Source organism: Streptomyces sp. R21 (assembly GCF_041051975.1).
GTDB lineage: Bacteria > Actinomycetota > Actinomycetes > Streptomycetales > Streptomycetaceae > Streptomyces.
In genome coordinates this window covers 9452627-9476852 of record NZ_CP163435.1, presented here as the reverse complement: position 1 = coordinate 9476852, position 24226 = coordinate 9452627, and the positions used below count along the sequence as shown (strand labels likewise).

General features: G+C 71.2%; 21 protein-coding genes. 6 read left to right on the top strand and 15 right to left on the bottom strand.

Going from position 1 to position 24226, the window contains the following annotated elements:
* Positions 1-88 precede the first annotated feature (88 nt).
* Entirely contained in the window at positions 89-1159 is a 1071-nt protein-coding gene (locus tag AB5J56_RS42450) for a medium chain dehydrogenase/reductase family protein (protein WP_369241407.1), read from the bottom strand.
* A gap of 183 nt (positions 1160-1342) precedes the next feature.
* Here AB5J56_RS42450 and AB5J56_RS42445 point away from each other — a divergent pair, with 183 nt between their 5' ends.
* Both AB5J56_RS42445 and AB5J56_RS42440 read left to right on the top strand, forming a co-directional pair.
* Entirely contained in the window at positions 1343-2047 is a 705-nt protein-coding gene (locus AB5J56_RS42445; protein WP_369241405.1) for a TetR/AcrR family transcriptional regulator, read from the top strand.
* Positions 2048-2325: 278 nt separating this feature from the next.
* Positions 2326-3786: a PP2C family protein-serine/threonine phosphatase gene (locus tag AB5J56_RS42440; RefSeq protein ID WP_369241403.1), complete on the top strand. Its 1461-nt coding sequence runs from the start codon at positions 2326-2328 to the stop codon at positions 3784-3786.
* Positions 3787-3859: 73 nt separating this feature from the next.
* Here AB5J56_RS42440 and AB5J56_RS42435 read toward each other — a convergent pair whose 3' ends face one another.
* Positions 3860-5359: a hypothetical protein gene (locus AB5J56_RS42435; RefSeq protein ID WP_369241401.1), complete on the bottom strand. Its 1500-nt coding sequence runs from the start codon at positions 5357-5359 to the stop codon at positions 3860-3862.
* A 233-nt stretch (positions 5360-5592) separates the two neighbouring features.
* Here AB5J56_RS42435 and AB5J56_RS42430 point away from each other — a divergent pair, with 233 nt between their 5' ends.
* Both AB5J56_RS42430 and AB5J56_RS42425 read left to right on the top strand, forming a co-directional pair.
* Positions 5593-6735 carry an aminoglycoside phosphotransferase family protein gene (locus tag AB5J56_RS42430; protein ID WP_369241398.1) on the top strand — a complete coding sequence of 381 codons (1143 nt, stop codon included), beginning with the start codon at positions 5593-5595 and terminating at the stop codon, positions 6733-6735.
* Between the two features lie 338 nt (positions 6736-7073).
* Positions 7074-9077 carry an N-acetylmuramoyl-L-alanine amidase gene (locus tag AB5J56_RS42425; RefSeq protein ID WP_369241396.1) on the top strand — a complete coding sequence of 668 codons (2004 nt, stop codon included), beginning with the start codon at positions 7074-7076 and terminating at the stop codon, positions 9075-9077.
* Between the two features lie 58 nt (positions 9078-9135).
* Here the strand turns inward: AB5J56_RS42425 and AB5J56_RS42420 are convergent, their stop codons facing one another.
* From AB5J56_RS42420 to AB5J56_RS42405, 4 genes are all read right to left on the bottom strand, one after another.
* Positions 9136-9489: a hypothetical protein gene (locus tag AB5J56_RS42420; protein ID WP_369241394.1), complete on the bottom strand. Its 354-nt coding sequence runs from the start codon at positions 9487-9489 to the stop codon at positions 9136-9138.
* Positions 9490-9609: 120 nt separating this feature from the next.
* Entirely contained in the window at positions 9610-10107 is a 498-nt protein-coding gene (locus AB5J56_RS42415; protein ID WP_369241392.1) for a hypothetical protein, read from the bottom strand.
* A gap of 58 nt (positions 10108-10165) precedes the next feature.
* On the bottom strand, positions 10166-13057 hold the full coding sequence (locus tag AB5J56_RS42410) for an AAA family ATPase (RefSeq protein WP_369241390.1): 2892 nt from the start codon (positions 13055-13057) through the stop codon (positions 10166-10168).
* A gap of 220 nt (positions 13058-13277) precedes the next feature.
* Positions 13278-14207 (bottom strand): alpha/beta fold hydrolase, encoded by a 930-nt coding sequence (locus AB5J56_RS42405; RefSeq protein WP_369241388.1) that lies wholly within the window; start codon positions 14205-14207, stop codon positions 13278-13280.
* Positions 14208-14278: 71 nt separating this feature from the next.
* Here AB5J56_RS42405 and AB5J56_RS42400 point away from each other — a divergent pair, with 71 nt between their 5' ends.
* Positions 14279-15244, top strand: coding sequence for a DUF5937 family protein (locus AB5J56_RS42400; RefSeq protein WP_369241386.1), 966 nt, complete (start codon positions 14279-14281; stop codon positions 15242-15244).
* A 29-nt stretch (positions 15245-15273) separates the two neighbouring features.
* Here AB5J56_RS42400 and AB5J56_RS42395 read toward each other — a convergent pair whose 3' ends face one another.
* The 8 genes from AB5J56_RS42395 to AB5J56_RS42360 all read right to left on the bottom strand — a co-directional run bounded on the left by AB5J56_RS42395 (position 15274) and on the right by AB5J56_RS42360 (position 21938).
* Positions 15274-15738, bottom strand: coding sequence for a hypothetical protein (locus tag AB5J56_RS42395; protein ID WP_369241384.1), 465 nt, complete (start codon positions 15736-15738; stop codon positions 15274-15276).
* Positions 15738-16349, bottom strand: a complete 612-nt coding sequence (locus tag AB5J56_RS42390; protein ID WP_369241382.1) for an ABATE domain-containing protein — start codon at positions 16347-16349, stop codon at positions 15738-15740. The genes AB5J56_RS42395 and AB5J56_RS42390 overlap by 1 nt, the downstream gene beginning before the upstream one ends.
* Before the next feature lie 145 nt (positions 16350-16494).
* On the bottom strand, positions 16495-17397 hold the full coding sequence (locus AB5J56_RS42385) for a universal stress protein (protein WP_369241380.1): 903 nt from the start codon (positions 17395-17397) through the stop codon (positions 16495-16497).
* A 176-nt stretch (positions 17398-17573) separates the two neighbouring features.
* Positions 17574-17816 carry a DUF397 domain-containing protein gene (locus AB5J56_RS42380; RefSeq protein ID WP_356140279.1) on the bottom strand — a complete coding sequence of 81 codons (243 nt, stop codon included), beginning with the start codon at positions 17814-17816 and terminating at the stop codon, positions 17574-17576.
* Positions 17817-17899: 83 nt separating this feature from the next.
* Entirely contained in the window at positions 17900-19066 is a 1167-nt protein-coding gene (locus tag AB5J56_RS42375; RefSeq protein ID WP_369241377.1) for a thiolase domain-containing protein, read from the bottom strand.
* Complete coding sequence (locus AB5J56_RS42370; protein WP_369241375.1) at positions 19063-20118, bottom strand: thiolase domain-containing protein; 1056 nt, start codon at positions 20116-20118, stop codon at positions 19063-19065. Before AB5J56_RS42370 ends, AB5J56_RS42375 begins: the two co-directional genes overlap by 4 nt.
* A complete protein-coding gene (locus AB5J56_RS42365) occupies positions 20119-21057 on the bottom strand; it encodes a Zn-ribbon domain-containing OB-fold protein (RefSeq protein WP_369241373.1) in 939 nt (312 codons plus the stop codon).
* 80 nt (positions 21058-21137) lie between these two features.
* Positions 21138-21938, bottom strand: a complete 801-nt coding sequence (locus AB5J56_RS42360) for a crotonase/enoyl-CoA hydratase family protein (protein WP_369241371.1) — start codon at positions 21936-21938, stop codon at positions 21138-21140.
* A gap of 214 nt (positions 21939-22152) precedes the next feature.
* Here AB5J56_RS42360 and AB5J56_RS42355 point away from each other — a divergent pair, with 214 nt between their 5' ends.
* A complete protein-coding gene (locus AB5J56_RS42355) occupies positions 22153-23772 on the top strand; it encodes an acyl-CoA synthetase (protein WP_369241369.1) in 1620 nt (539 codons plus the stop codon).
* A gap of 36 nt (positions 23773-23808) precedes the next feature.
* Here the strand turns inward: AB5J56_RS42355 and AB5J56_RS42350 are convergent, their stop codons facing one another.
* Positions 23809-24171, bottom strand: a complete 363-nt coding sequence (locus AB5J56_RS42350; protein WP_369241367.1) for a hypothetical protein — start codon at positions 24169-24171, stop codon at positions 23809-23811.
* Positions 24172-24226: the final 55 nt, after the last annotated feature.

Sequence of the window (24226 nt, the reverse complement as noted above, 5' to 3'; positions counted from 1 at the left end):
TCGCGTGATGCGGTGTCAACCCTCTCGTAACAAGTGATCGCCATCAGGTCCCGGACTGCGGTTCGCGTGCGCCGAGTTGCTGCAGAGCTCAGCGGGCGTCGGAGGTGTTCTGCGCCGGGTCCGGGACGAGGATCACCTTGCCGGTGACCGTGCCGGACTCGGCCAGCCGCAGGGCCTCGGCGGCCCGGCTCAGCGGGATGCGGGCCGCGACCTGCGGGGTGATGGTGCCGTCGGCGAGCAGGGCGAACACGCGGCCGAGGTCGGTGCGCAAACGGTCGTGGAAGGTGTCCGAACGGCGCTTGCCCGCCCAGATGTTGTAGAAGTGCGTCCGCCGACCGTTGGGCAGGAGCTTCCAGAGGAACAGCCGCCCGATGAGCTTGAGCACCGGCAGGCGGGAGGAGCCCGTGTCGTTCTTGGTGGCCGCGGTGCCGTACGAGACAAGCGTGCCGCCCCGCTTCAGGAGCCTGAAGGAGTCGACGATGCCGTCACCCCCGACGTGGTCGAAGACAGCGTCGACGCCGTCCGGGGCCAACTCCCGCACCCTGGCGGGGAGATCGGCCGCGCGATAGTCGAGCGGCGTCGCGCCGAGCGCGCGCACCGCGTCGTGATGGCGGGGCGAGGCGGTGCCGATGACGCGGATCCCGGCATGCGTGGCCAGCTGCACCAGAGTGGAGCCCACCCCGCCGTTCGCCCCGTGCACCAGCACGGTCTGTCCGGTACGGACCCTCGCGATGCGGTGCAGCATCTGCCAGGCCGTGATGCCGTTGACGACGACCGTCTCGGCGTCGGCGGCGTCCAGTTCGCCGGGGACCTCGACCAACCCGTCGACGGGCAGGGCGACTTGGCCGGCCCAGCCGCCGACCTTGGTCAGCGCGGCGTAGCGCCGGCCGATCAGCGCGGTGTCCACGCCCGCGCCGACCCGCAGCACGACGCCGACCATGTCGTAGCCGGGGACGAAGGGGAACGCCGGCTGGTCGTAGTACTTGCCGCGGCGCATCTGCTGCTCGGCGAACGACACCCCGGAGGCCTCCAGGCCCAGTACGACCTCTCCGGCCGCCGGCTGCGGCGCGGGGCGTACGCGAATTTCGAGGCCGGACGGCTCCACGACGCCCGGGAGGACGACTTCGGTCACCACGTCCGCGACGGTCTCGGTGTCCATGAGGTCAGAGCTCCTTCATATCGGTAAGTGCTTCATTTTGTGAGTGCTTCATGTGTTCGTGATAGGTTCTAACTAAAGCTTGCTCCTTTATATTCGATACGTCAAGGGCTGGACGCCGGCGCACCCCGAGCGGACTCCGACCAGGCTCCGCCCAGACTTCGAGCAGACGAAGAAGGCGATGAAGTGGCCACAGACAGCCGGACCGGGACAGGCCCGCGCGATCGGTTCCGCGCACAGGTGCGACAGGAGGTCAAGGCGGCGGCACTCCAGCAACTGGCCACCGGCGGCCCCGAGGCCCTGTCCCTCAACGCCATCGCCAAGCAGCTGGGCATGACCGGACCCGCGCTCTACCGGTACTTCGCCAACCGCGACAGCCTGCTCACCGACCTGGTCATCGACGCGTACGGCGACCTGGCCGGCGCCCTCGCCCACGCGGCCGACGCGGCCACAGGGGACGCGACCGCACGGCTGACCGCGGTCGCCGGGGCCTACCGCGACTGGGCACTGACCGAGCCGTATCGCTACCGCCTGCTGTTCAGGGCACCCCTGCCCGGCTACGACGCCCAGTCCACGCGCCTGGTGGAGGCCTCCCAGCCCGCCATGAACGTCGTGCTGAACGCGGCCACCGCTCTGACCCGGCCGAACACGCCCGTCCCGGACGGCTCGGACAGGTCGGACGGCTCGGCGTCACAGTTCGAGGCGTGGATGGAGCTGCGCGGCGTCGAGAGCGTGCCCGCGGCGGTCGCCTCGCGCACCACGCTGCTCTGGGCACACCTGCACGGTCTGGTGAGCCTGGAGATCGAGGGCAACTTCACCTCGATGGGCATCGACCCCGCGCCGCTCTACACGGCCGATCTGCGCGACTTCGTACGCGCGCTCACCGACTGAGACCGAGGACTCGCACGTACGCCCGTCGAACAGTAGATTGAACACTGGCGCGCCTACCCCTCAACACCATCAAGTCACGTACGTCGTCTACGACTTGACCACCTTTGGCGCGTATCTCATCGGGTCCGCTCAACCCGTCCGGGAGGACTGCGGCATATGCCAGATGCACCACCGCGTCGGGTGTTGCCAAATCCCTTACAGGGCGTCGCGGGCTGTGCAACAGTCGTAACGGTCCTTCCTTCAGCCTTGGTCGTACCGTCCCCGCATCGGAGTACGTCATGTCGTCCCATCTCTCTGCGGACCGCTCAGCCGCTCAGCCGCCCCAGCGCGGCTCGGTCGACGCGCTCATCTCGCAGACGCGGCGACTGCGCGGCGAGGTGGACGCCGTGCGGCGTGACGCCCCCGTCGACGGCGCGGACCCCCACGGACGCTGGCAGCGCGCCCTCTGTGATCTCGCGGTGCATCAACTCAACGACCTCGACGAGCACTTGGCGCAGCTGCGGGACGGCCCACCGCCCGTGCCCGTCCAATCCGCGGCCGGACCCGCCGCCCCAGCCGTGCCGACCGCACCCCGGCACGGCTCACTGCTGAGCCGGGTCGGCAGCGCCGAGTGGAATCTGCTGACGGACGAGGCGAGTTGGTCCGGGGAGCTGTACCAGATTCTGGGCCGCGACCCCGCCGCTCCCCCGCTCACCCTCGACGAACTGCCGTCGCTGGTGCACGACGAGGACCGCCCGATGCTGACGGCCATGGTCACGGACTGTCTCATCGACGCGAAACCCATCGACGGGGAGTTCCGCATCCGGCGCGCCGACGGTGGCATGCGGACCGTGCACATGATGGGCGAGCCCGTGCTCGACGCCGACGGCAGCACCGCCTCGATGTGGGCCGTGCTGAGGGACGTCAGCGAACTGCGCCGCAGCCAGCGGACGGTGAGCGAGACCCGTGACTCGCTGCAACGCCACCGGCACATCGCGCAGACCGAGCGCCGGCTCGCGGTCGAACTGCAGGAGGCCGTGTTGCCGCCGTGGCGCGGCTCCCTGCGGTTCCCGCAGCGGGGTCCCGAGACCCTGGACCTCGCCGCCCACTATCTGCCGTCGTCCAGCAGTGCGCTGATCGGCGGCGACTGGTACGACGCGCTCGAACTCCCCGACGGCGACTCGCTGTTGACCGTGGGCGACCTCACCGGCCACGGGGTCGCCGTCACCTCGGGCATGGCGATGCTGCTCGGCGCGCTGCGCGGCATGGCCGTGGCGGGCACCCAGCCGGGCCAACTCATGGCGTGGCTCAACCAGTTGCTCGACGCCTCCGTCCAACCCGCCCTCGGCAGTGCCGTCTGCTGCCGCTACCGGCCCGAGACCCGCACCCTCACCTGGGCGCAGGCCGGACACCCCGCCCCGCTGCTGTTCCGCAACGGGACGGGGCGCGCCCTGCCGACGCCGGACGGTGTACTGCTCGGCGCGACTTCCGGTGCCGCCTACGGGCAGGCCGAGGTGACCCTCGAAGAAGGCGACCTGCTCCTCCTGCACACCGACGGACTGGTACCCCGCCGATGGGGCTCGCCCCGCCCGGGCGAAGCCGGGAGTGACGAAGCCGCCGTGCAGAGGCTGCTCGATCTGGCCCCGCGCTTCGACGGGGCCCGCACGGCCCAGGACTGCGTACGGACGGTTGTCGAGGAGTTCGGCGAGAGCGAGCGCGAGGACGACGCCTGCGTGCTCGTCGCCAGGGTCGGCTCCTGACGCCCCGACAACCTGGTGCCGCTCACCTGCGACGTGATGCCGCCGATTTACGGTTGTTGACCTGCGGGGGCTGCTAGGCCCGCGCGCTCCTGCCTCCCTTGGGCCGCAACGCGTTCTTGGGAAGGGAGAGTTTGATCTCCTCGCGCAGTTCGTGGATCTTCGGATAGCTGGAGTACTCGGCGGTGAGCCGGTACATCTCGCGCAGCCGGTCCCAGGTGCGGTGAGAGGAGTTCGCCCCCATCGACACCAGGGCCAGTCGCGCGTACCGGTCCGCCTGCTCGGGGTCGTCCGCGATGAAGCAGGCCGAGGCCATGGACAGGAAGTCGAAGATCTTCGACCGCTGCCGTCCGTCGACCCGCAGGGCCAGGGCCTTCTCCGCGTAGTGCTGTGCGTGTGCGGCCGCGCCCGAATCGTGTTCCGCCAGGGTGCGATAGGCCAGGGCCTGCATGCCGTACAGGTCCTCCTCCTTGAACATCTGCATCCAGCTCGGCGGCGGTACGTCGCCCTTGTCGGAGACGAAGAGATCCTCCGCCTCCCCCAGGGTGCGGCGCATCGCCTGGCCCTTGCCCATCGACGCCTGTGCCCAGGCCTCGATGGTGTAGAGCATCGCCTTGGTGCGCGGCAGCACTTCCTCACCGGAACCGGACTTGGCGAGCTTCATCAGGTCGAGTGCGTCGTCGGGCCGGCCCAGGTGCACCATCTGGCGAGCCGCTCGCGAGAGCGCCTCCCCGGCGCGGGGCCGGTCGCCGCCCTCACGGGCCGCGTGGGCGGCGATGACGAAGTACTTCTGAGCCGTGGGCTCCAGGCCGACGTCGTGCGACATCCAGCCCGCGAGGACGGCGAGGTTGGCGGCGACGCCCCACAGGCGCCGCTGGAGATGGTCGGGGTGTCGGTAGGAGAGCATGCCTCCCACTTCGTTGAGCTGGCCCACCACGGCCTTGCGTTGCAGCCCGCCGCCGCGGGCCGCGTCCCAGGCCCGGAACACCTCGACCGAGCGCTCCAGTTCCTCGATCTCCTGCGACCCGATGGGGGCGGCCTCATAGCGGTCGAACCCAGCGGGGTCGGCGTGCAGGGGATTGTCGAACTGGGGAGCGTCGGCAGCGAGGGCCGGATCGGTGTGCAGCCAATCGTGCATGGCACTGGTGAGTGCGGATCCTGCGGCGAGCGCGGCACCCGCGCCCACCAAGCCGCGTCGGTTGAGCATGAGGTCCATTCCCGTGAATTCGGTGAGGACCGCAGCTGTCCGCTCGGGCGCCCACGGCACACCGTCGGGATGTTCCGCACTCCCGTCGCCCTGCCGTTTCCCCACGCGCCCGTGCCGGACCAGACCGAGGTCCTCCATGGTCACGACACGGCCGAGACGCTCGGTGAACAGTGCTGCCAGCACCCGCGGCACCGGATCGCGCGGGATCTCTCCCGTGTCGATCCACCGCCGTACCCGTGAGGTGTCGGTCGACAGCTGGGGGTGGCCCATGGCCGCCGCCTGCCGGTTGACCAGCCTCGCGAGTTCACCCTTGGACCAGCCGGTCAGGCCGAACAGATCCGACAGTCGGGTGTTGGGTTGTCCGCTCACGTCAAGCCCCCAGGTTCTCGGCTGAGTTGACAGTAACCCTCTGTCAGTTGCTGAGCGACTATTCGCCAGGGTTCGCCAGGGTGCGCCAGATGGTGTGCCACTGGTCACCGGGTGTCAGGTAGGAATGCGCCACCCCGACCCGGTTGCCTCAAGGACATTCCCCAGGGTGCACCAGGGCAGCCGGGGCGGGTAGCGCGGCAACCTGCAGGCACACGAAGGGATCTGTTTCGCCCATGTACACAGCATCGTCCTCCGTGTCCGCACCGCCCCGGTCGCTGCACCCCCGCCCCGCGGGCGGCGGCGGCCCCTACCTCGACCCCGCGCGACCGGCGGCCCCCGTGCTCGGTGCCGGCAGGACGCGCCGCGTTCCGGGGCTCGGCACCCAACCGCTCAGCGGGAGACTCGACTTGTCCGGCCCCCAGGGCGCCCAGCTGCGCACGGCGATCGCGTCGGTGCACCGGATCTGCCCGGAGTTCGCTCCGGTCCAGGTACTGCGCCGCAGCGGGCGCTCCGTGCTCCTCGTCGGAACGACGGGGCGCAGCACGGCCGTCGCCAAGTGTTTACTGGATCACTCCCCCATCTGGGCAGACCGGATCCGGCATGAAATAGCCGCCTACCGCTCGTTCGTGCGGCACCGGCCGCCGGTCCGGGTACCGCGTCTCATCGCGGCCGACCCGGACAACTGCACCCTGGTCATCGAGCGGATGCCCGGCCGGGTGGCGGCACTGCACCGGCATCCGGCCGAGGCTCCGCCGCGCGCGGACATCCGGGCGGCGCTGGGTGCCATCTGCCGGCTGAACGCGTGGCGCCCGCCGGCGGGGACGTTCGACGCCCCGCTGGACTACGCGGAGCGGATCTCCCGCTTCCATGAGCTGGGTCTGCTCACGGACCGGGACATGGGCGACCTGCAGAAGCTGGTGCACGGCATCGCGCACTCCGCGGGACGTCAGGGCATGGGCCAGTTCTGCCACGGTGACGCACTCCTGTCCAACATCCTCCTCTCACCGGCCGGTCCAGTGCTGGTGGACTGGGAGCACGCGGGCTGGTATCTGCCGGGGTACGACCTGGCCACCCTCTGGGCAGTCCTCGGTGACGCTCCGGTGGCACGGCGCCAGATCAGTCAGCTCGCGCAGTCGGCGGGGCCGGCGGCGCGCGACGCGTTCCTGGTCAACCTGATGCTCGTGCTGACCCGTGAGATCCGTACCTACGAAACGGCCGTGCAGCGTTCGATGCACGACACGACCCCGGCGGCACCGGGACCGGCCCACCCGGGTGCTGCGCCGTCCGGCGAGGAACAGCGGCTGCTGCTGCGGCGGCTGCACGACGACTGCCAGATGGCCCGACGGGCCGTTCGAGCGGCAGTCGGCACTCGCTGACGGGGATGGCGGTCCGCGGTGCGCCAGGGACAGCGGCGTACCGCGGACCTTCGTCGTGTCCGGGCACGGGGTGTCCGGACAGGGGGTGTCCGGACAGGGGACGACTTCCCGTGGTCCCATGCCGCAGCGAGAGCCGGACCGCCGAATGGACCACAGGTCCACTCCACTGACGCCCCGCAGGCGGCGCCACCGTCGCCACGAAAACCCTTCAGCCCCTCACTGACATGCGAAATCACCCTCCTCTGGGCATGATTGACGGATCGTCGGAGAGCCGGTACCACTGACGCACGTTCGGCTCTCGCACGCCCCACCGCGCACCATCGCCTCAGGAGGCTGCATTGCAAGGCTCTGCCACCGACCCCCACGCCCCCGCCGGACACAGACGTGCGCGCAGGACCGCGGGCGCCGTCGCCTCCGCGGCACTGCTGCTGCCACTGCTCGGCGCGGCTCCGTACGGCAGTACGGAAGAGGCGTCCTCCACCCGGTTGCAGGACGCCTTCGCGTCCGCGGCCGCCGACTACCACGTACCGCAGAGCGTGCTCCTCGGCGTCTCCTACCTGCAGTCCCGCTGGGACACGCACGGCGGAGCGCCGAGCGTCACCGGCGGCTATGGCCCGATGCACCTCACGGACGCGCGTACCGCGCTCGCCGACACCGCGGCCCTGCACCACAGCGAGGGCACGGAGGACGCCCGCGGCGACTCCTCGCGAGCGGCCCTGCTGCCCGACACGAAGGTGCCGGACAACGGTGAACTCCCCGCCCGGCTCAAGACGTTGGCCAAGGCGGCCCAGCTGACCGGTCTGTCGGCCGAGCAGCTGCGCGACGACGCGGCCACCAACGTCAAGGGCGGTGCCGCGCTCCTCGCGGCCGCGCAGAAGGACCTCGGCGAGCCGCTGAGCGAGGACCCGGCCGACTGGTACGGAGCGGTGGCGCGCTTCTCCGGCGCGGACGACAGCGCGACCGCGGCGACGTACGCCAACGACGTCTACGACGTGATCCGCGACGGGGAGCAGCGCACCACGGACACCGGGCAGCAGGTGGCACTGGCCGCCCAGCCGGGGCTGGCCCCCGACCCGGCGCCGCTGCGGCGCGCCGGGCTGCGGACGGTGTCCGCGGACGGCACGGAGTGCCCGGCGACGGTGTCGTGCGAGTGGATCCCCGCGCCCTACTCGGAGTTCGGCGACGGCGACTACGGAAACCACGACCTCGGGGACCGGCCCGCGTCGCAGTCCATCAAGTACATCGTCATCCACGACACCGAGGGCCAGTGGGAGGGGGTCCTCAACCTGATCAAGGACCCGACCTACGTGTCCTGGAACTACACCCTGCGCTCGACCGACGGTCACATCGCCCAGCACGTGAAGGCGAAGGACGTGGCCTGGCACGCGGGCAACTGGTACGTCAACGCGAAGTCGATCGGCCTGGAGCACGAGGGGTTCCTCGCCGCGCCGGACGCCTGGTACACGGAGGAGATGTACCGGGCGTCGGCGCGCCTGGTGAAGTACCTCTCCAAGAAGTACGGCATCCCGCTGGACCGGCAGCACATCCTCGGGCACGACAACGTGCCCGGCCCCACGACGTCCACCATTCCCGGCATGCACACCGACCCGGGCCCGTACTGGGACTGGCAGCACTACTTCACGCTGCTGGGGCACCCCTTCCACGGCGTGCCCGCGAGCAAGGGCAGCGGCAAGGGCGGCGGCGGTCTGGTGACGGTGCTGCCGGAGTTCGCCGAGAACCAGCCGGTGTACACGGGCTGCGTCACCAAGGGCGAGCCCTGCGCCGCCCACGGGTCCAGCGAGGTGCGGCTGTACAGCCTGCCGGACGAGACCTCGCCGCTGATCAAGGACATCGGACTGCGGCCCACGGGCGCCGACTCCACGATCGACGTCAACGACGTGGGCTCACGGGTCTCCACCGGTCAGCGGTACGCCGTCGCCGACCGGGACGGCGACTGGACGGCGATCTGGTACCTGGGCCAGAAGGCCTGGTTCAAGAACCCGAAGGGACAGCCGACCGCGGTGACCTCCTTCGGCCTGGTCGTCACGCCCAAGGCCGGCCTCACGGAGGTCCCGGTCTACGGCCGTGCCTACCCGGAGAAGGAGGCGTACCCGGCGGGCGTGCCCGTCCAGGCGGTCTCACCTCTGCCGTACAAGCTCCTCGCGGGCCAGAAGTACGCGGCCGGGGACAAGGTGCCGGGCGAGTACTTCTACGCGCCGACCTTCGACACGACCCCGCACCGGGTGGTGATCGGCAAGGACATGTACTACGAGATCCAGTTCGGCCACCGGGTGGAGTTCGTCCGGGCGGCGGACGTGGATCTGGTTCCGTCGGCCTCGTAAGCACCGTACTCACCAAGGCAGTTGGGGCCGGGTCCGCCGTCAGCGGGTCCGGCCTCTCTCACCCCTGGATGGGGGCGTCCGCCACGTCGAGGTTGCGGTCGCCGAACGTCTGGTGGGCACCGTACCCGCGACGCGCCTGCCCGAGCCGGGCGGCGACGGTGTCCGGGTCGACCGCGGTCTCGGCGTCGATCAGGTCCTGCGCGGCGGCGATCGCGCCGGGCCGGGGTGCGCGCCAGTCGCCGAAGTCGTAGCCCTGGGCCGAAACGGGGCCGCCGGTCCACAGGGTTCTCGTTGAACTGAAGCCGCTCGGAGGCGAGGGTGCCGAACACCATGGCGCCCAGCGCAGCGGCTCCCTCGACACCGACGAGACATCGGAGGAATCCGCAGCGGCCGCCTCGGTCTTGCGCGTCATCGGCCATGCCCCGGACGCTAGGGGTCCGATCACCTAGCCAACATGGGGCATGACAACGCGTACGGCATCTCGAACGTACGGGGGCTGGATCAAGCCTTGCGGAAGCGGCGGTCGGCGGGCTCAGCCCTGCTGGAACAGCTCCGCGGGCAGCGGCTTCAGCAGGGTGTAGAGGTCGTCCGTGATCGGACGGTCCCAGGCGGCGATCGTCACCAGCACGTTGTCACTGCGGTCGAACTGCACGCAGGAGATACGGGTTTCGGAGAGCTTGAGTCGGCGCACGATCAGGAGGTTGTCCCCCTGCATCACCGGCATGTCCTCGGTGCCGACAACGGTCACTTCCTCGTCGTTCTCCAGCGCCAGCAGCAGCTGCGCCACCTCGAACGGGATCTCGCCCTCGGGTACGTCGCGGGCCGGGGAGCCCTCCGGCAGATTGCCGATGATCATCGCCGGGCCGCGGCCGCCGAACAGGTCGTAGCGCAGGAAGACGCCCTGGCAGCTGCCGTCGGGGGCGGGCAGCAGGCCCGCGCCGAGATTGCCCGGCCAGTCGCCCGGGTCCATGGCCAGAACATCGAAGTCGGGCCCGGCGGGAGTGGCACTGCGGCGGCGGAGGAAGGACATGTCGCAATGGTACGTGCACAGCCGCGAACCAGGTCCCGGGGGCGCTCTCCGCAGGCCCTTACGGAGACGTCTGTTCCCCCAGAGCGGCACCGAGCCCCGTACGATCCGTGCCGACCTTCCGGAAGACCGCCGACAGCAGCCGCACGACGGCCACCTCGTCGGTGTCCAGTTCCTCGGCGATCTCCGCGGTACTGCGGCCCCGGACGGTGAGCCCGGCGGCCGTGCGCTCGCGGGCGGTGAGGGTGTCCGTCTCGGTGCTGTGCAGGCGGCGCGGGCGCAGCCCGGAGGCGGCGAGTTCGTCGCGGGCGTCCTCGACCAGGCCGTCGGCCCCGCACTGCACAGCCGCGTCGAGTCCCCGGTACAGGTGTTCGGCGGCTTCCCTGGAGCGTCCGGCGCGGCGCAGTTCGGTGCCGAGGGCGACCAGTGCGCAGGCCAGTTCGTACGCGGCCGGGGAGCGCTCCAGATGGCTGACGGACTCCTCGAGGAGCTTGATCCGGCTCGAACCGGAGGAGACCTCGGCGGCCGCCCGCAGGGCCTGGCCGATGGCCGAGGGGGCGCCGAACTGACGGGCGCGCGCCACCGCTTCGAGGGCGGTGGCGACAGCGCGCTCCGGAGCGTCGTGGCTCTCGGCACGGGCCAGGTGGAGCTGCCAGGGGCACCATGCGGGGTTGCGCATGCCGCGCGGGTCGAGGCGGCGCCCGGCCGCCGCGAGCTCGGCGGCGGCGTCCTTGGTGAGGCCGCATGCGAGCAGCAGCTCACCGTGCACCGTCTGGGCATCGGGGAAGACCACGGCGGCGGGGAAGGGCTCCCCGAACGCGTACTCCTCGGCGATCTGAGCGGCCTCGGTGATGCGGCCGCGGGCGATCAGGACCTCGATGAGGACGCCCACCGCGTACCAGAGGGCGGGGACGCCGCGTCCGACACGTTCGGCGAGCCTGAGGCCCGCGCGCCCGAAGTCCTCGGCCTCGGCGAGACGCCCGCGCCGGAATCGTACGTATCCGAGCAGCGTGTAGCCGAAGGCGAGGTGCGCCCCGTGCCAGCCCTGGCGCTCGAAGTCGGCGATCCCGGCGGCGAACAGCTCCTCGGTACGGCCGGGGCGGTCCGCGTACATGAAGGTGAGGGCGACCAGCACGGGCACCTCGAAGCCGTGGTCGGCCTCGGCCCAGCCGAGCCCGCCGGCGAGCGCGCGTTCGGCGTGGCCGAGCGCGACGTGGGCGGGCTCGCCGCGCAGGGTGGCGTCCCAGGCGCGCAGGCCGATGATGTAGCGCTCGGTGAGGTCGCGGCCGGTGAGCCGGTCGGCGAGCCGGGTCAGGCGGCGGGAGCGGGCGGGCGAGTTCGGTTCGTCGGCGCGGAAGGCGTCCCACATGAACTGCTCGGACTGCATGCGCAGGCGCACCCGGGCGTCGCCGGTGACGGGGATCTCGCGGGCCAGGGTGTCGGAGGCCTCGCCGAGGCGGTCGCTGTGGGCGAGCACCTGGGAGAGCCGGTAGACGATGTGATGGCGCAGCTCGGGGTCGGGGACGGGTTCTTCGAGTGCGGCCCGCAGGTGGTTGACGGTGGTCGCCGGTTCGGTGAGCAGGGAGGCGCAGCCCAGTTCGTACAGGACACCGGCGCGCTGCTCGAAGGGCGGCGGTTCACGCAGGGCGCGGGCGAGGTAGCGGCGGGCCGCGTCGGGGGCTCCGGCGCGGACGGTCTCGCCGGCGGCGGCGCGCAGTTGCTGCACGACCCAGCTGTCGCCGTCGGGGTGGGTCTCCAGGAGGTGGCGGGCGGCGGCGGAGGGGCCCAGCCCCGCGTCGATGAGGCACCATGCGGCCTGGCCGTGCAGGGCCACGCGGACACCGCCGGGGATGGCCCGGTAGACGGCGGTGGCGATCAGCGGGTGGACGAACTCGAGGGTGTCGGCGCCGGTGAGGATACGGGCGCCGCGCAGGGCGTCCGCCGCGTCGGCGGCCTCCTCGGAGCCGAGGCCCGCGACGGCGGCGGCGAGCGGCGGCGGGATCTCCGTGCCGAGGACCGCGCAGGCCCAGGCGAAGCGGACGGTCGAGGTGCCCAGGCGTTCCAGTCGGGCGATCAGGCCGCTGCCCTTGACGGCGGCCGCGAGGTCGCGCAGGAGGTGGGCGCCGGCCTCGGTCGGGACGAGACCCCGGTCGCGCACCTTCGCGGTGAGTTCCACCGCCTCGAACGGGTTGCCCGCGGTGACGGCCCAGCATTCACGGCAGAACGCGTCGTCGGCCTGGGTGCCGAGCGACTCGCGGACCAAGCGGGCCACGGCGGCCGCGCTGAGCGGTTCCAGGTCGAGGGGCCGCTGACCGGCCCGTCCCGGCAGACCCCTGAACGCCTCGGCATGGTCGGGGAGTTCATCGGGCCGGTAGCCGACGACGAGCAGCAGGGGAAGTTCCTCGGCGCGCGGCGCGAACGCGGCCAGCCAGCTCAGCGACTCGGGGTCGGCCCAGTGCGCGTCGTCGAGGACGAGGACCATCGGGGCGCGCTGCACCGCGAGATGAGTGAGCACCCAGTCGAGGCCGTCGCGCAGGCCCTGCTGGTCGGGCGGCGCGCCCTCGGCCGCCGCGCACAGCCCGAGGGCGGGGCCGACGATGGCGTACCAACTGCCCAGCTGGGCACGGAGTTCGGACTCCGGAGTGCCGGCCAGCTGCGGCTGCAACAACTGGCGGGCTACGTGGAAGGCGACGCCCTGTTCCTGGTCGCCGCCGCGGGCGGACAGCACGGTGCAGCCCTTGAGCGCGGCACGCCGCCGTACCTCCGCGAGGAGCGTCGTCTTGCCGATTCCGGCGCGCCCCGCGAAGGCGAGAAGCGCGCCGCGGGGACGCTCCGGCGACTCGGCTCCGTCCCCGCGCAGCCCGGTGAGCTCGCCCAACGCCTCGTCGACGGCGGCGAGTTCATTCTCGCGTTCGAAGAGAGTCCGCCGACTCCGTACGATGCGCTGTTCCATCGGACACCCCCCTGTCACGGTCGTGCAGCCGGCGCGGGGAGCAGGTGCGCACCGTGACCTACAGGCACCTCAGCGTACGCCTCGGGGGGTGCTCAGGCGCCCGAAAGGGCGCACTCGCGCGGTGAACTCCGCGTGCCCATGTCGACATCCCCCGTCAGTCGAAGATCGACGAAGTCGAGTGTGATCGCCGTCAGCTTCATCTGCGGGCTCCGGCCATTCCTCAACCGGCGTCCGGAGAAGCAGGCAGTGAAGCAGGCGGAGAAGCAGGCGTGTGCACCGATACACGAGGTGCCGAACCCTCGGGCACGGAGGCCCGTCCCAGGTACGCCACGATGGTTGCCACGAACCGATCGGCGTCGTCGAGCCATGGGAAGTGTCCGGACCCGGGCTGGATCACGAGTTCGGCATTCGGGAACAGCTGGGCGAACTCGTCCACTGCGGGCGCGGGAGCGCCCGGATCGACCTGCCCGGCGACCAGGAGCACCGGCTGCGTGAAGCGGGCGAGCGCCGCGCGCGTGGCGTCCGGGGCGAAAGCGCCCTCGGCGCCGAAGGCGGCCACGATCCGCGGGTTCAACTGCTCGTCCTCGGCGGCCTTGTGGGCCTGAGCCGCCTCGTCCCAGCGGCCGTAGGAGAACGGCGCGATGGTCTGCACGTTCTCGGCGGTCACCTGGCCCGCCCCCATCGCCTCCAGGGCCGCGAACGCCGCCGGGAACCAGGGCTCGTCCCGGCGGGGCCGCACGGTCTCGCGCCGAAGTTCTCCGGTGATCGTGATGCCGACGGCCCGGACGCTCGGGGTGATCAGCGCGAGTCTGCCGACGCGTTCCGGATGGCGGCCCGCGTACTGCACGGCCACATTCGCCCCGGCGCTGTGTGCGAGCAGGTCCATCCGGGCCAGGCCGAGGTGCTCGCGCAGTGCCTCCACGTCGTCGACGAGTCGGTCGCAGCGGCAGGAGGTGATGTCCTCCGGCATCGCCGACCGTCCGGTGCCCCGGATGTCCAGCCTGATCAACTTCCGGTGCGCGGACAGACCGCCGAGGTCGCCCAGGTAGGCGGACGCTGTCGGGCCGCCGGGCAGGCAGACCAGCGCAGGGCCGTCCCCGAGCACGTGGTAGGCCAGCTCGGTGCCGTCGTACGAGGTGAAGAGTTCCATGTCGGCCACCCTGAGGGGTGCTGGAGACTCCGGCTATCGTTTAGCCACAGCTACATGATGGGGTGGCACGGATGGCGGTAGAGATCAGGTTCACCGCGGCGTCGGTCGCCAGGGTGCGGTTCGCCGTCTCCCCGCTGGGCGAGACCGTCCTGGCCCTGCGGATCCTGCTGGGCACGGGCGGGCACGCGGTGCATCAGCCGTGGGTGCGCGGGGCGCGGCCGCTGCTGGCCGACGAGCACGAGTTGCCCCTGCTGCGGGCGCTGATCGCCGGGCCCATGCCGTCGTTCCTGTTCCCGGTGCCACAGGAGCGGCTGCCCTCGATGGCGGCGGAACTGGAGCTGCTGCGGGCCACCGAAGAGGACTTCTTCCAGCGGGAGTACGGCGCCGTCCTGGGCGTACCGGTCGAGGAGGCACCCGAGCCCGCGGCGGTGCTGGCACGGCTCGCGGAGGCGCTCCAGCGCTGCCACGAGCGGCTGATCGCTCCGCACTGGGGCCGGATGTGCGCGGTTCTGGAGGCCGACGTCGGCAGGCGGGCGCTCACCCTGGTGGACGGCGGGGTGCAGGCGCTGTTCGACGAACTGCACCGGGATATCGCCTGGGACGACGGCCAGTTGGTGGTGCACGGCCGGCGCACCCCGCACTCCGTCCACACGGTGGACACCGGCGGGCACGGCCTGGTCCTGCTGCCCAGCGTCTTCAACTGGCCGAACGTGGGCGTCGACAAGTCCCCGATCGCCGCCGCGTCGATCCGTTATCCGGCGGAGGGCGTCGGCCTGCTCTGGGAGGCGCCTGCACCGACGCTGTCCGGTCTGGCCCCGGTGCTCGGCCACACGCGGACGGCGCTGCTCGCCGCCCTGGCCGAACCCCTGACGACGGCGGCCCTGGCCATTCGCCTGGGCATCACCCCGAGCGCGGTCTCACAGCACCTGGGGGCATTGCGCGGGGCGGGCCTGGTGTCGACACAGCGCAGGGGCCGCACGGCCCTGCACCTGCGCACGGAACGAGCGACGCACCTGTTCAACATCTCGGCCCCGTAAGGCCGTTCGGCGACCCGCGCGCGGAGCGTCTAGATATGAATGAGGATCTGCCGCAAAGGATGCCCAAGCGCGTCCGTTACCGCGGCGAGTTCACCGTCGGTCAGCCATCCCCGGTTCGGATACAGGACCTCGATTCTGAACTGCGCGAACCCCATCGGCCAGTCGTACACCAGGTCGTTGATCGAGGTCCCGGCGGCGCAGCAGGGCACCGTGACCACGAGCGTGGGAAAGCCGCTGTCGTAGCCGTCCGAGACGGCTTTCCCCCACCAGTCCCCCGTGTCGAGCGCCGCGCCGCAGTACGGACAGGAGATCTTCGTCAGGTTGGCATAGCAGTGGACCATCTCGACGGTGTCATGCCACATCATGTCCATGCCGCGTCGGGCGTCTTCGTCGGGAAGCATCCCGGCCAGCACGGCCGCCGCGCGATCCGCCGCCTCCCGGCCGGGCCGCCAGTACGGATCCGTCGGAATCACCGTCAGGTAGTTGTCACTCATCACGTGCCTCGCTGGACGGAGTTCTTGTGACGCTCATGGTGCCGGGCGACCCTGGCGCGGTTCCCGCAGGAGGGCTTGCACCACTCCTGGCGTGGATGTTCCTTGATGAAGTACCGCACACAGCGCGGCCCGTGGCAGGCGCGCAGCCGCTGCCGGTCGGGGCTCGCGAGGAAGGCGATCGCGGCGCGGGCGAGGCCGGCGGTGAGCGGAGCGCCCGCGTCCACCGGCTTCTGGCGTACGGCGGGGTCGGCGCCGTCGGGCCAGGCGAGGACGGGCACGGCCGGGGCGAGGGCGGCCGCCGCGTTGAGGCGTGCCACGGCCTCGGCGGCCGGCATCAGGCGGGCCGCGTCGGCCGGACTGGGCGCGCCGGGAAGCACAGCACGGGCGAAGAGGGCGCGGGCGGCGGCACGGAGGTCGCGGACCGCGGCGAGCATGCTGTGGTCGGCGACGAAACGTTCGGCGGCCGGCAGCGCGTCGCGGTGCTGCTCGACCCACGCGACCAGTCCTGTGACGTCGGTCAGGTCGTCGGCCACTCCGCCGTGGCCGTCGTGCCGGATGGTCAGGGCGAGGTCGAGGACGAGCCGCGCGTCCGTGCTGAGGGAGTCCTCCATGACGCTAACGATAAGGCCAACCGCATCCATTAAAGCAGGCGAGGCTCGGCAGGATCCGAGTCAGGCGTGGTGCGTAGCGACGTAACGCGCGAGCCTGCCGCACCGCGCTCCCGCTCGGCACGCCGGGCATGCCATGCGGCGTCCGTCAGTCCTGATCGGGCGCAGGCGGCACCACGGCCACCGGGCTCGCCGCGTGCAGCAGAACGGCCTGGGCGACCGAGCCCAGCATGCGCGCGGGCGCGAGCAGCCTCCGTCGGTGGCGTCCCACGACGACGAGTCCGGCGTCCTTGGACGCGGCGACGAGGTGTCCGGCCGCATCCCCCGCGGCCACGCTCACGTCGACGGGGACATCGGGGTGGCGTGCGCGGTACGGGGAGACGAAACCGTCGGCGAGCGCGCGCGTCTCGCCCACGACGGCGTGCTGGTCGACGTCCGCCACCGCGAAGCCACCGGGCGCGGCCCAGCTCTGCGCGGGCCACGGGTAGGCGACGACGACATGGAGGCGGGCGTCCCTGCGGTCGGCCTCGTCGAAGGCGAATCCGAGCGTGGCCTCATCCGGGCTGTCGACGCGAAGGCCCACCACCACACGTGGTCCCGGTGCCACGGCGGGCGCGTCGTGCACCTCGCGGCCGGGTCGCGGTACAACGACCACGGGGCACTCGGCATCGCGCGCGGCGGCCATGCCGTTGGAGCCGAGCAGCAGACTGGCGAAGCCGCCACGGCCGCGGGAGCCGAGCACGATGAGCTGGGCGGTCTCGCCAAGTCCGGGCAGTACGGCGCCCGGTGGGCCCTCCAGGCCGAGGTACTCCGTCACCGGTCGGTCGGCGCGGCCCTCCAGGTACGTGCGCACCTGGTCGAGGACCGGGTCGTCGACCGGATCGGGTGGTCCGGCGACCAGGACGTCGGGCTGCGCCCAGGCCGCGTACTGCCGCACATGGACCACGCGCAGCGGCGCCTCGCGTGTCCGGGCGGCCGTGACGGCCCATTCGAGGGCGCGCAGACTGTCGTCCGATCCGTCCACGGCCGCGATGACCGGCAGAGTGCTCATGGAATCCTCGCCTCCGGCACGCACTTCGAGCTTCCTGGGGCCAGCGTGACTCAGGCGGCGGCCCCAGGACGGGCTCGAAGGGCGCGTGTCCGGAAAGAGGAGAGATTCACCTCCGGGTCAGAACCTCGGTTCAGAACCTCGGTTCAGAGCTTCGGTTCAGCATTCGCGTCGGAACCTCAGGTCAGGTCGAACTCGCCCTCGCGTGCTCCCGACACGAACGCGCCCCACTCCGCGGGCGTGAAGATCAGGGAGGGGCTCTCCGGGCGGCCGCTGTTGCGCATCGCGATGAAACCCTCGACAAAGGCGATCTGGACGTCACCCCGTCCTCGGCTGCTGGATTGCCAATCGGCGGTGCTCAGGTCCAGCTCAGGCTTGTCCCAGCCCGCCAGTGGGTGCTCCTGGATGGTGCTCTCGGCCACGTCCGTGCTCCTCCCGGTTCGTCGTCCGCCGCCAGCCTAGCGATCGGTCACGGTGGCGGACAGGCCACGTGAGGGGGACGGTTTCAGGAGGCGGGCGGCTCGGCGCCGACCAGCCACATCGAGAAGAACTGGGACCCGCCGCCGTAGGCGTGCCCGAGCACCCTCCTGGCCCCGTCCACCTGGTGTTCTCCCGCCTGGCCGCGCACCTGAAGTGCCGCCTCGGCGAACCGGATCATGCCGGAGGCACCGATCGGATTGGTGGAGAGGACGCCGCCGGACATGTTGACCGGCAGATCACCGTCCAGTTCCGTCACTCCGGACTCGGTGAGCTTCCAGCCCTCGCCCTCGTCGGCGAACCCGAGGTTCTCCAGCCACATGGGTTCGTACCAGGAGAACGGCACGTACATCTCGACGGCGTCGATGTCCCGCCGCGGGTCCGCGATGCCCGCCTGCCGGTACACATCGGCCGCACAGTCCTTGCCCGCCTGGGGCGACACGAAGTCCTTGCCCGCGAAGAGCGTGGGTTCGCTGCGCATCGCGCCGCCGTGCATCCAGGCGGGCGGCCGGGGCGAACGGGCCGCGCCCGCACGGTCGGTGAGGACCATCGCGACGGCGCCGTCCGAGGACGGGCAGGTCTCCGAGTAGCGGATCGGGTCCCACAGCATCGGTGAGGCCTGGACCTTCTCCAGGGTGATGTCGTGTTCGTGGAGGTGCGCGTAGGGGTTCTTCAGGGCGTTGCGGCGGTCCTTGTAGGCGACCAGGGAGCCGACGGTGTCTGGGGCGCCGCTGCGCCGCATGTAGGCGCGCACGTGCGGGGCGAAGAAGCCGCCCGCGCCGGCCAGCAGCGGCTGCTGGAAGGGGATCGGCAGGGACAGGCCCCACATGGCGTTCGACTCGGACTGCTTCTCGTAGGCCAGGGTCAGGACGGTACCGTGCACACGGCCCGCGACGAGGTTGGTGGCGACCAGCGCGGTGGAGCCGCCGACGGAGCCCGCGGTGTGCACGCGCAGCATCGGTTTGCCCACCGCGCCGAGCGCGTCGGCGAGATAGAGCTCAGGCATCATGACGCCCTCGAAGAAGTCGGGCGCCTTGCCGATGACCACCGCGTCGATGTCGGCCCAGGTCAACTCGGCGTCATTCAAAGCACGTTGGGCGGCCTCGCGGACCAGTCCGGCCTGGGAGACGTCCCGGCGGGCCGCGACATGTTTGGTCTGGCCGATGCCGACGACGGCTACGGGCTCCTTGCTCATCGGGCATCCCCTTCGAGTACGGCGACCAGGTTCTGTTGCAGGCAGGGACCGGAGGTGGCGTGGCCGAGTGCGCGGTCGGACAGCCCGCGGTGGATGCGGGCGGCGGCCTCGCCGATGCGGATGAGTCCGGCCGCCATGACCGGGTTGGCGGCGAGCGCGCCTCCGGAGGGGTTCACGTCCACGTCGGCGCCGAGCCGCAGCGCCTTGCGCAGGACCACCTCCTGGGAGGTGAACGGCGCGTGCAACTCGGCGGTGTCGACGGGCCGTTCGAAGGCGCCGGCCCGCTCGGCGGCGAGGCGGGTGGACGGCGAGTCGGTGAGGTCGCGCACACCGAGGCCGTGTGCCTCGATGCGGTGGTCGATGCCGCGGATCCAGGCCGGCCGCTCGCACAGGTCACGGGCCCGCTCTCCCGCCGCGAGGATCACCGCGGCGGCCCCGTCGCCGATCGGCGGGCAGTCGCCGGTGCGCAGCGGACGCACGAGATAGTCACCCTGCGCCACCGAACCGCGCAGCTGGGCATGGGAGTTGGAGGTGGCCGCCGTACGACTGCGGGACGCCACGCCGGCGAGGGCGGGCTCGTCGGTCTCCCCCGCGTCGATGAGTGCCTGCGCCTGGAGGGCGGCCAGCGCGACGGAGTCGGGCCACAGCGGGGCCACGTAGTACGGGTCGAGCTGCCGGGTCAGGACGTCCCGCACGGAGCCCGGCGAGGACTTGCCGTAGGCGTACACCAGGGCGGTGTCGGCATCCCCGGTGAGCAGCTTCGTCCATGCCTCGTACAGCGCCCACGCCCCGTCCATCTCCACGTGCGACTCGGAGATCGGCGGCCAGGCGCCCACTCCGTCGAGCGCCATGGTGAAGGAGAAGGCGCGTCCCGCGAGGTAGTCGCTGGAGCCGGAGCAGGTGAAGCCGATGTCGCTGGTCTTCATGCCCGTCCGGTCGAGGACGTCGTGCAGGACCGGCATGAGCATCTCCACCTCGGAGAACTCGTCGCTGGTGCGCCGGTGGTCGGTCTGCCCGAACGCGACGACGGCGATGTCCCTGACGGGCCGCATCTAGATCAGCTCCTTGTACACGTCGTAGTCCGCGTCGGGTTCGCCGGTGGGCCGGTAGTGGTCGGGGTAGCGGCCGCCCTCCGTCCACACCGGCTCCACCCGCAGCCCCATCCGCACCTGGTCGTAGGGGATGCCGCCGATACGTCCGTGCAGGGCGAGGTCGGCGCCGTCGAGGGCGATGTGCGCGTAGACGTAGGGCACGTCGATGTCGAGGTTCTTCGCCTTGATGTTGACGATGCAGTACGTCGTGACGGTGCCCCGCGGCCCCACTTCGACCCGCTCCGATGTGGCGACACCACAGGTGGGGCACGCACCCCTCGGCGGCACGTACACCTTCTGGCAGGACGGACAGCGTTCACCTACGGTCCGCCGCTCGGAGAGCGCGTCGATGTAGGCGGCCTGGGCGCGGCCCGGCGAGTAGACGTAGTCGAGGCGGGCGGGCGCGACGATCCCGGTGACCATGTCCTCGAACAGGCCGTCGTGGCCGGTGAGTTCCGCGCTGCCGTCGTACGGCTCGAAGCAGGCGATGTCCGTGATGGCGCCGCAGCGCTCGCCGGCCCACCGGATGCGGACGCGCATGCCGGTGCGTACGGCGTCGGATCCGGGGGCGTCGAGGGCGTGCAGAAGAGCGGTGTCGGCGCCGTCGAGCTTCACCAGGACCCAGGCGAACGGGGTGTCGAGCGGCTGGCCCCGGCGGGGGGCGTGGTTCCAGGCCCAGGTGGTGACGGTGCCGGTCGGGGCGACCTCCACGAGGTCGCGGATCTCCTCGGCGGTGACGGGGTCGTACTCGACGGGCGGGACGAGGGTGCGTCCGTCGCCGGTCTTCACACCGAGCACGACCCGTTCGCGCAGGCCGGTGAGGAAGGCGCTCTGGACGGGGCCGAGGGAGCGGGTGAAGGGGAACTCGACGACGAGGGGGGCTTTGAGGACTTCGGGCATCCCGGTGTCTCCTTGGGAGGGGCAGGCGTGCCGACGGGCGGGCGGACGGCGAGGCGCGCGCTGCCGGACGGGCAGGCGGGTCAGGCGCGCTTGTAGTGGGCCGGGCGCTTCTCCGCGAAGGCGCGGGCGCCCTCCTTGGCGTCGGAGGTGTCGAAGATCGGCCAGCCGCGCTTGAGTTCGGCGGCGAGCCCGTCGGTCTCGGTCATCTCGGCGGTCTCGTACACGGACGCCTTGACCGCCTCGACGGCGAGCGGGCCGCAGGCGTTGACCTGCTCGGCGATCGCGAGGGCCTTCTCCCGTGCCGTGCCGTCGGGCACGACGTGTCCGATCAGGCCGATGGCGGCTGCTTCCTGAGCCGTGTACGGGCGTCCGGTGAGCAGCATTTCGAGCGCGTGGGTGCGCGGGATCTGCCGCTGGAGGCGGACCGTGGAGCCGCCGATGGGGAACAGCCCGCGTTTTACCTCGAAGAGCCCGAAGGTCGCCGACTCGCCCGCCACGCGGATGTCGGTGCCCTGGAGGATCTCCGTGCCGCCCGCCACGCAGTGGCCCTCGACGGCGGCGATCACCGGTTTGCGGGGGCGATGGTGGCGCAGCATCGCCTTCCAGTGCAGGTCGGGGTCGGCTTTGAGCCGGTCCCGGTACTGCTGGCCCTCCATCCCCTGTCCCGCCAGGGCCTTGAGGTCCATTCCGGCGCAGAAGGCGCTGCCCGCCCCGGTGAGCACGATCGAGCGGATCGTGTCGTCCGCGTCGGCCTCGATCCAGCCGTCGTACAGGCCGACCAGCATCGGCAGCGAGAGCGCGTTCCTGGCCTCGGGCCTGTTGAGCGTGAGTACCAGTGTGGCGCCTTCGCGCTGCACGGTGAGGTGTTCGGTGCCACCCATTGCCGTCCTCCCGTCAGACAGACCCTCTGAAGCAGGCTCTCCGGAACAGGCTCTCCGGAACGAGAACAGGTTGCAGGAGGCGCGAGGCCAGGACAAGGGGTTTCTGACAGGTAGTCAGATTTCTTCTGCGCGGGCCCTTCCCAGTTGCGCCGCCCTTTGCTCTGATGACCGTCGAGCCGATGGATGCCAGGCATGACCGGGGTCAGGAGGAGCGGTGGAGTACAACCTTGCCGACCTGTTCGAGTCGGTCGTCGACGTGGTTCCGGGCCGCGAGGCCCTCGTGTACATCGACCACCCCGGGACGGGCGCGGAGCGCCGGCTGACCTACGCGGAGCTGGACGCGGCGGCCAACCGCATCGCCCACCACCTGATCGACAGTGGTGTCCGGCCCGGCGAGCATCTCGGGCTCCACCTCTACAACGGCATCGAGTACCTCCAGACCGTGCTGGGATGCCTGAAGGCGCGGATCGTCCCCGTCAACGTCAACTACCGCTATGTGGAAGAGGAGTTGGTCTACCTCTACCGGGACGCGGATCTGGTGGCCCTGGTCTTCGACGGGGAGTTCACCGAGCGGGTGGCGGCGGCGCTGCCGCAGGCGGAGAAGCTGCGCCACCTGGTACGGGTGGGGACTCCCCCGCCGGGCGCGCCCGCGCTGCCCGCCGTGGACTTCACCGAGGCAGCGGCCACCGGGTCCGCCGAGCGGGGCTTCGGGCCTCGGTCGGCCGACGACCAGTTCATCATCTACACCGGCGGCACCACCGGCATGCCCAAGGGTGTGATGTGGCGTCAGGAGGACCTGTTCTTCTCGGGGCTGGGCGGCGGCGCTCCGACGGGCGAGCCGGTCAAGAAGCCCGAGGAGCTGGCCGAACGCGTCGCGGCCGGCGGCGAGGGGATCACCTTCTTCCCCGCTCCCCCGCTGATGCACGGCACCTCGACGCTGACCGCCTTCATCGGCTTCAACTTCGGCCAACGCATCGTGATCCACCGCAAGTTCGTGCCCGAGGAGGTCCTGCGGACCATCGAGAAGGAGAAGGTCACCAGCATGTCGCTGGTCGGCGACGCGATGCTGCGGCCGCTCATCGACGCGTTGAGCGGGCCGATGAAGGGCACCGACTGCTCCTCGATGTTCAGCGTCTCCTCGTCCGGGGCGATCATGTCGGAGACGGTGCGCGAGCAGTTCCAGGCGCTCGTCCCGAACGTGATGCTGCTGAACAACTTCGGCTCCTCGGAATCCGGCTTCAACGGCACGGCGACCGCAGACTCGGGGCCCGAGCACGGCTTCCGGATCCGCGTCAACTCCCGCACGCAGGTGGTGGATCCTGCCACCTACGAGCCGGTGGTGCCGGGCGAGACCGGACGCGTCGCCCAACGCGGCCACGTCCCCCTCGGCTACTACAACGACCCGAAGAAGACCGCCGAGACCTTCTTCCAGAAGGGCGACGAACGGTGGGTCCTCCTCGGTGACATGGCCACCGTCGACGAGGAGGGCATCGTCACCGTCCTCGGCCGCGGCTCCCAGTGCATCAACACCGGCGGCGAGAAGGTCTACCCCGAAGAGGTCGAGCAGGCCCTCAAGTCGCATCCGGACGTGTACGACGCGCTGGTCGCCGGGGTGCCGGACGAGACGTGGGGCAACCACGTGGCGGCCGTGGTGCAGTTGCGCGAAGGCTCCGGGCACCCTTCTCTGGAGGACATCCAGGCCCACTGCCGCAGCCATCTCGCGGGCTACAAGATCCCGCGCCAGCTGGTCATCGCGGACAGCATCCAACGCTCGCCGAGCGGGAAGGCGGACTACCGCTGGGCGCGGTCGGTCGCGGCGGAGGCGGCGGGCTGACCCCAGGGGGCCGACGACGGGGGACCCGAGCGCTTGCTAGAGATCGCCGCCGGGCAGGGCGTACCCGTCGCCCTCGCCCCAAGGGATGTCCAGGTCGTCGATGTGCACACGCCAGTCGGCGCCCGGCAGGGCCCGGCGCAGCTCGGTCAACGAGTCCAGGACGTGGGCGATCACCGGCATCATCCGGTCCTCTTCGAGGGGCAGCTTGGTCGACCCGGCCAGGATCTCGCCCGGCTCGCTGCCGCCGCCCTCATAGAGGTCCTCGTAGAGGTAGAGGCTCTCCTCGTCCTCGTACGGGAAGGACTCCTGGTGAGCGGCGGCGATGCGCTCCACCTCGGCCGCCTCGGTTTCGCTCGGCGGCGCCGTCCGGCGCGCTCGGTAGTACAGGGATACGCTCACGCGTCCAGCGTAGAGGGCGATGCCATGCGGCCGGACGAGCCCCGACAACCCACAG

Coding starts and splice junctions, on each gene's coding strand:
- AB5J56_RS42450 (WP_369241407.1), bottom strand. CDS start 1,159: ATGGACACCGAGACCGTCGCGGACGTGGTGACCGAAGTCGTCCTCCCG.
- AB5J56_RS42440 (WP_369241403.1), top strand. CDS start 2,326: ATGTCGTCCCATCTCTCTGCGGACCGCTCAGCCGCTCAGCCGCCCCAG.
- AB5J56_RS42430 (WP_369241398.1), top strand. CDS start 5,593: ATGTACACAGCATCGTCCTCCGTGTCCGCACCGCCCCGGTCGCTGCAC.
- AB5J56_RS42420 (WP_369241394.1), bottom strand. CDS start 9,489: ATGACGCGCAAGACCGAGGCGGCCGCTGCGGATTCCTCCGATGTCTCG.
- AB5J56_RS42415 (WP_369241392.1), bottom strand. CDS start 10,107: ATGTCCTTCCTCCGCCGCCGCAGTGCCACTCCCGCCGGGCCCGACTTC.
- AB5J56_RS42410 (WP_369241390.1), bottom strand. CDS start 13,057: ATGGAACAGCGCATCGTACGGAGTCGGCGGACTCTCTTCGAACGCGAG.
- AB5J56_RS42405 (WP_369241388.1), bottom strand. CDS start 14,207: ATGGAACTCTTCACCTCGTACGACGGCACCGAGCTGGCCTACCACGTG.
- AB5J56_RS42400 (WP_369241386.1), top strand. CDS start 14,279: ATGGCGGTAGAGATCAGGTTCACCGCGGCGTCGGTCGCCAGGGTGCGG.
- AB5J56_RS42395 (WP_369241384.1), bottom strand. CDS start 15,738: ATGAGTGACAACTACCTGACGGTGATTCCGACGGATCCGTACTGGCGG.
- AB5J56_RS42390 (WP_369241382.1), bottom strand. CDS start 16,349: ATGGAGGACTCCCTCAGCACGGACGCGCGGCTCGTCCTCGACCTCGCC.
- AB5J56_RS42385 (WP_369241380.1), bottom strand. CDS start 17,397: ATGAGCACTCTGCCGGTCATCGCGGCCGTGGACGGATCGGACGACAGT.
- AB5J56_RS42375 (WP_369241377.1), bottom strand. CDS start 19,066: ATGAGCAAGGAGCCCGTAGCCGTCGTCGGCATCGGCCAGACCAAACAT.
- AB5J56_RS42370 (WP_369241375.1), bottom strand. CDS start 20,118: ATGCGGCCCGTCAGGGACATCGCCGTCGTCGCGTTCGGGCAGACCGAC.
- AB5J56_RS42365 (WP_369241373.1), bottom strand. CDS start 21,057: ATGCCCGAAGTCCTCAAAGCCCCCCTCGTCGTCGAGTTCCCCTTCACC.
- AB5J56_RS42360 (WP_369241371.1), bottom strand. CDS start 21,938: ATGGGTGGCACCGAACACCTCACCGTGCAGCGCGAAGGCGCCACACTG.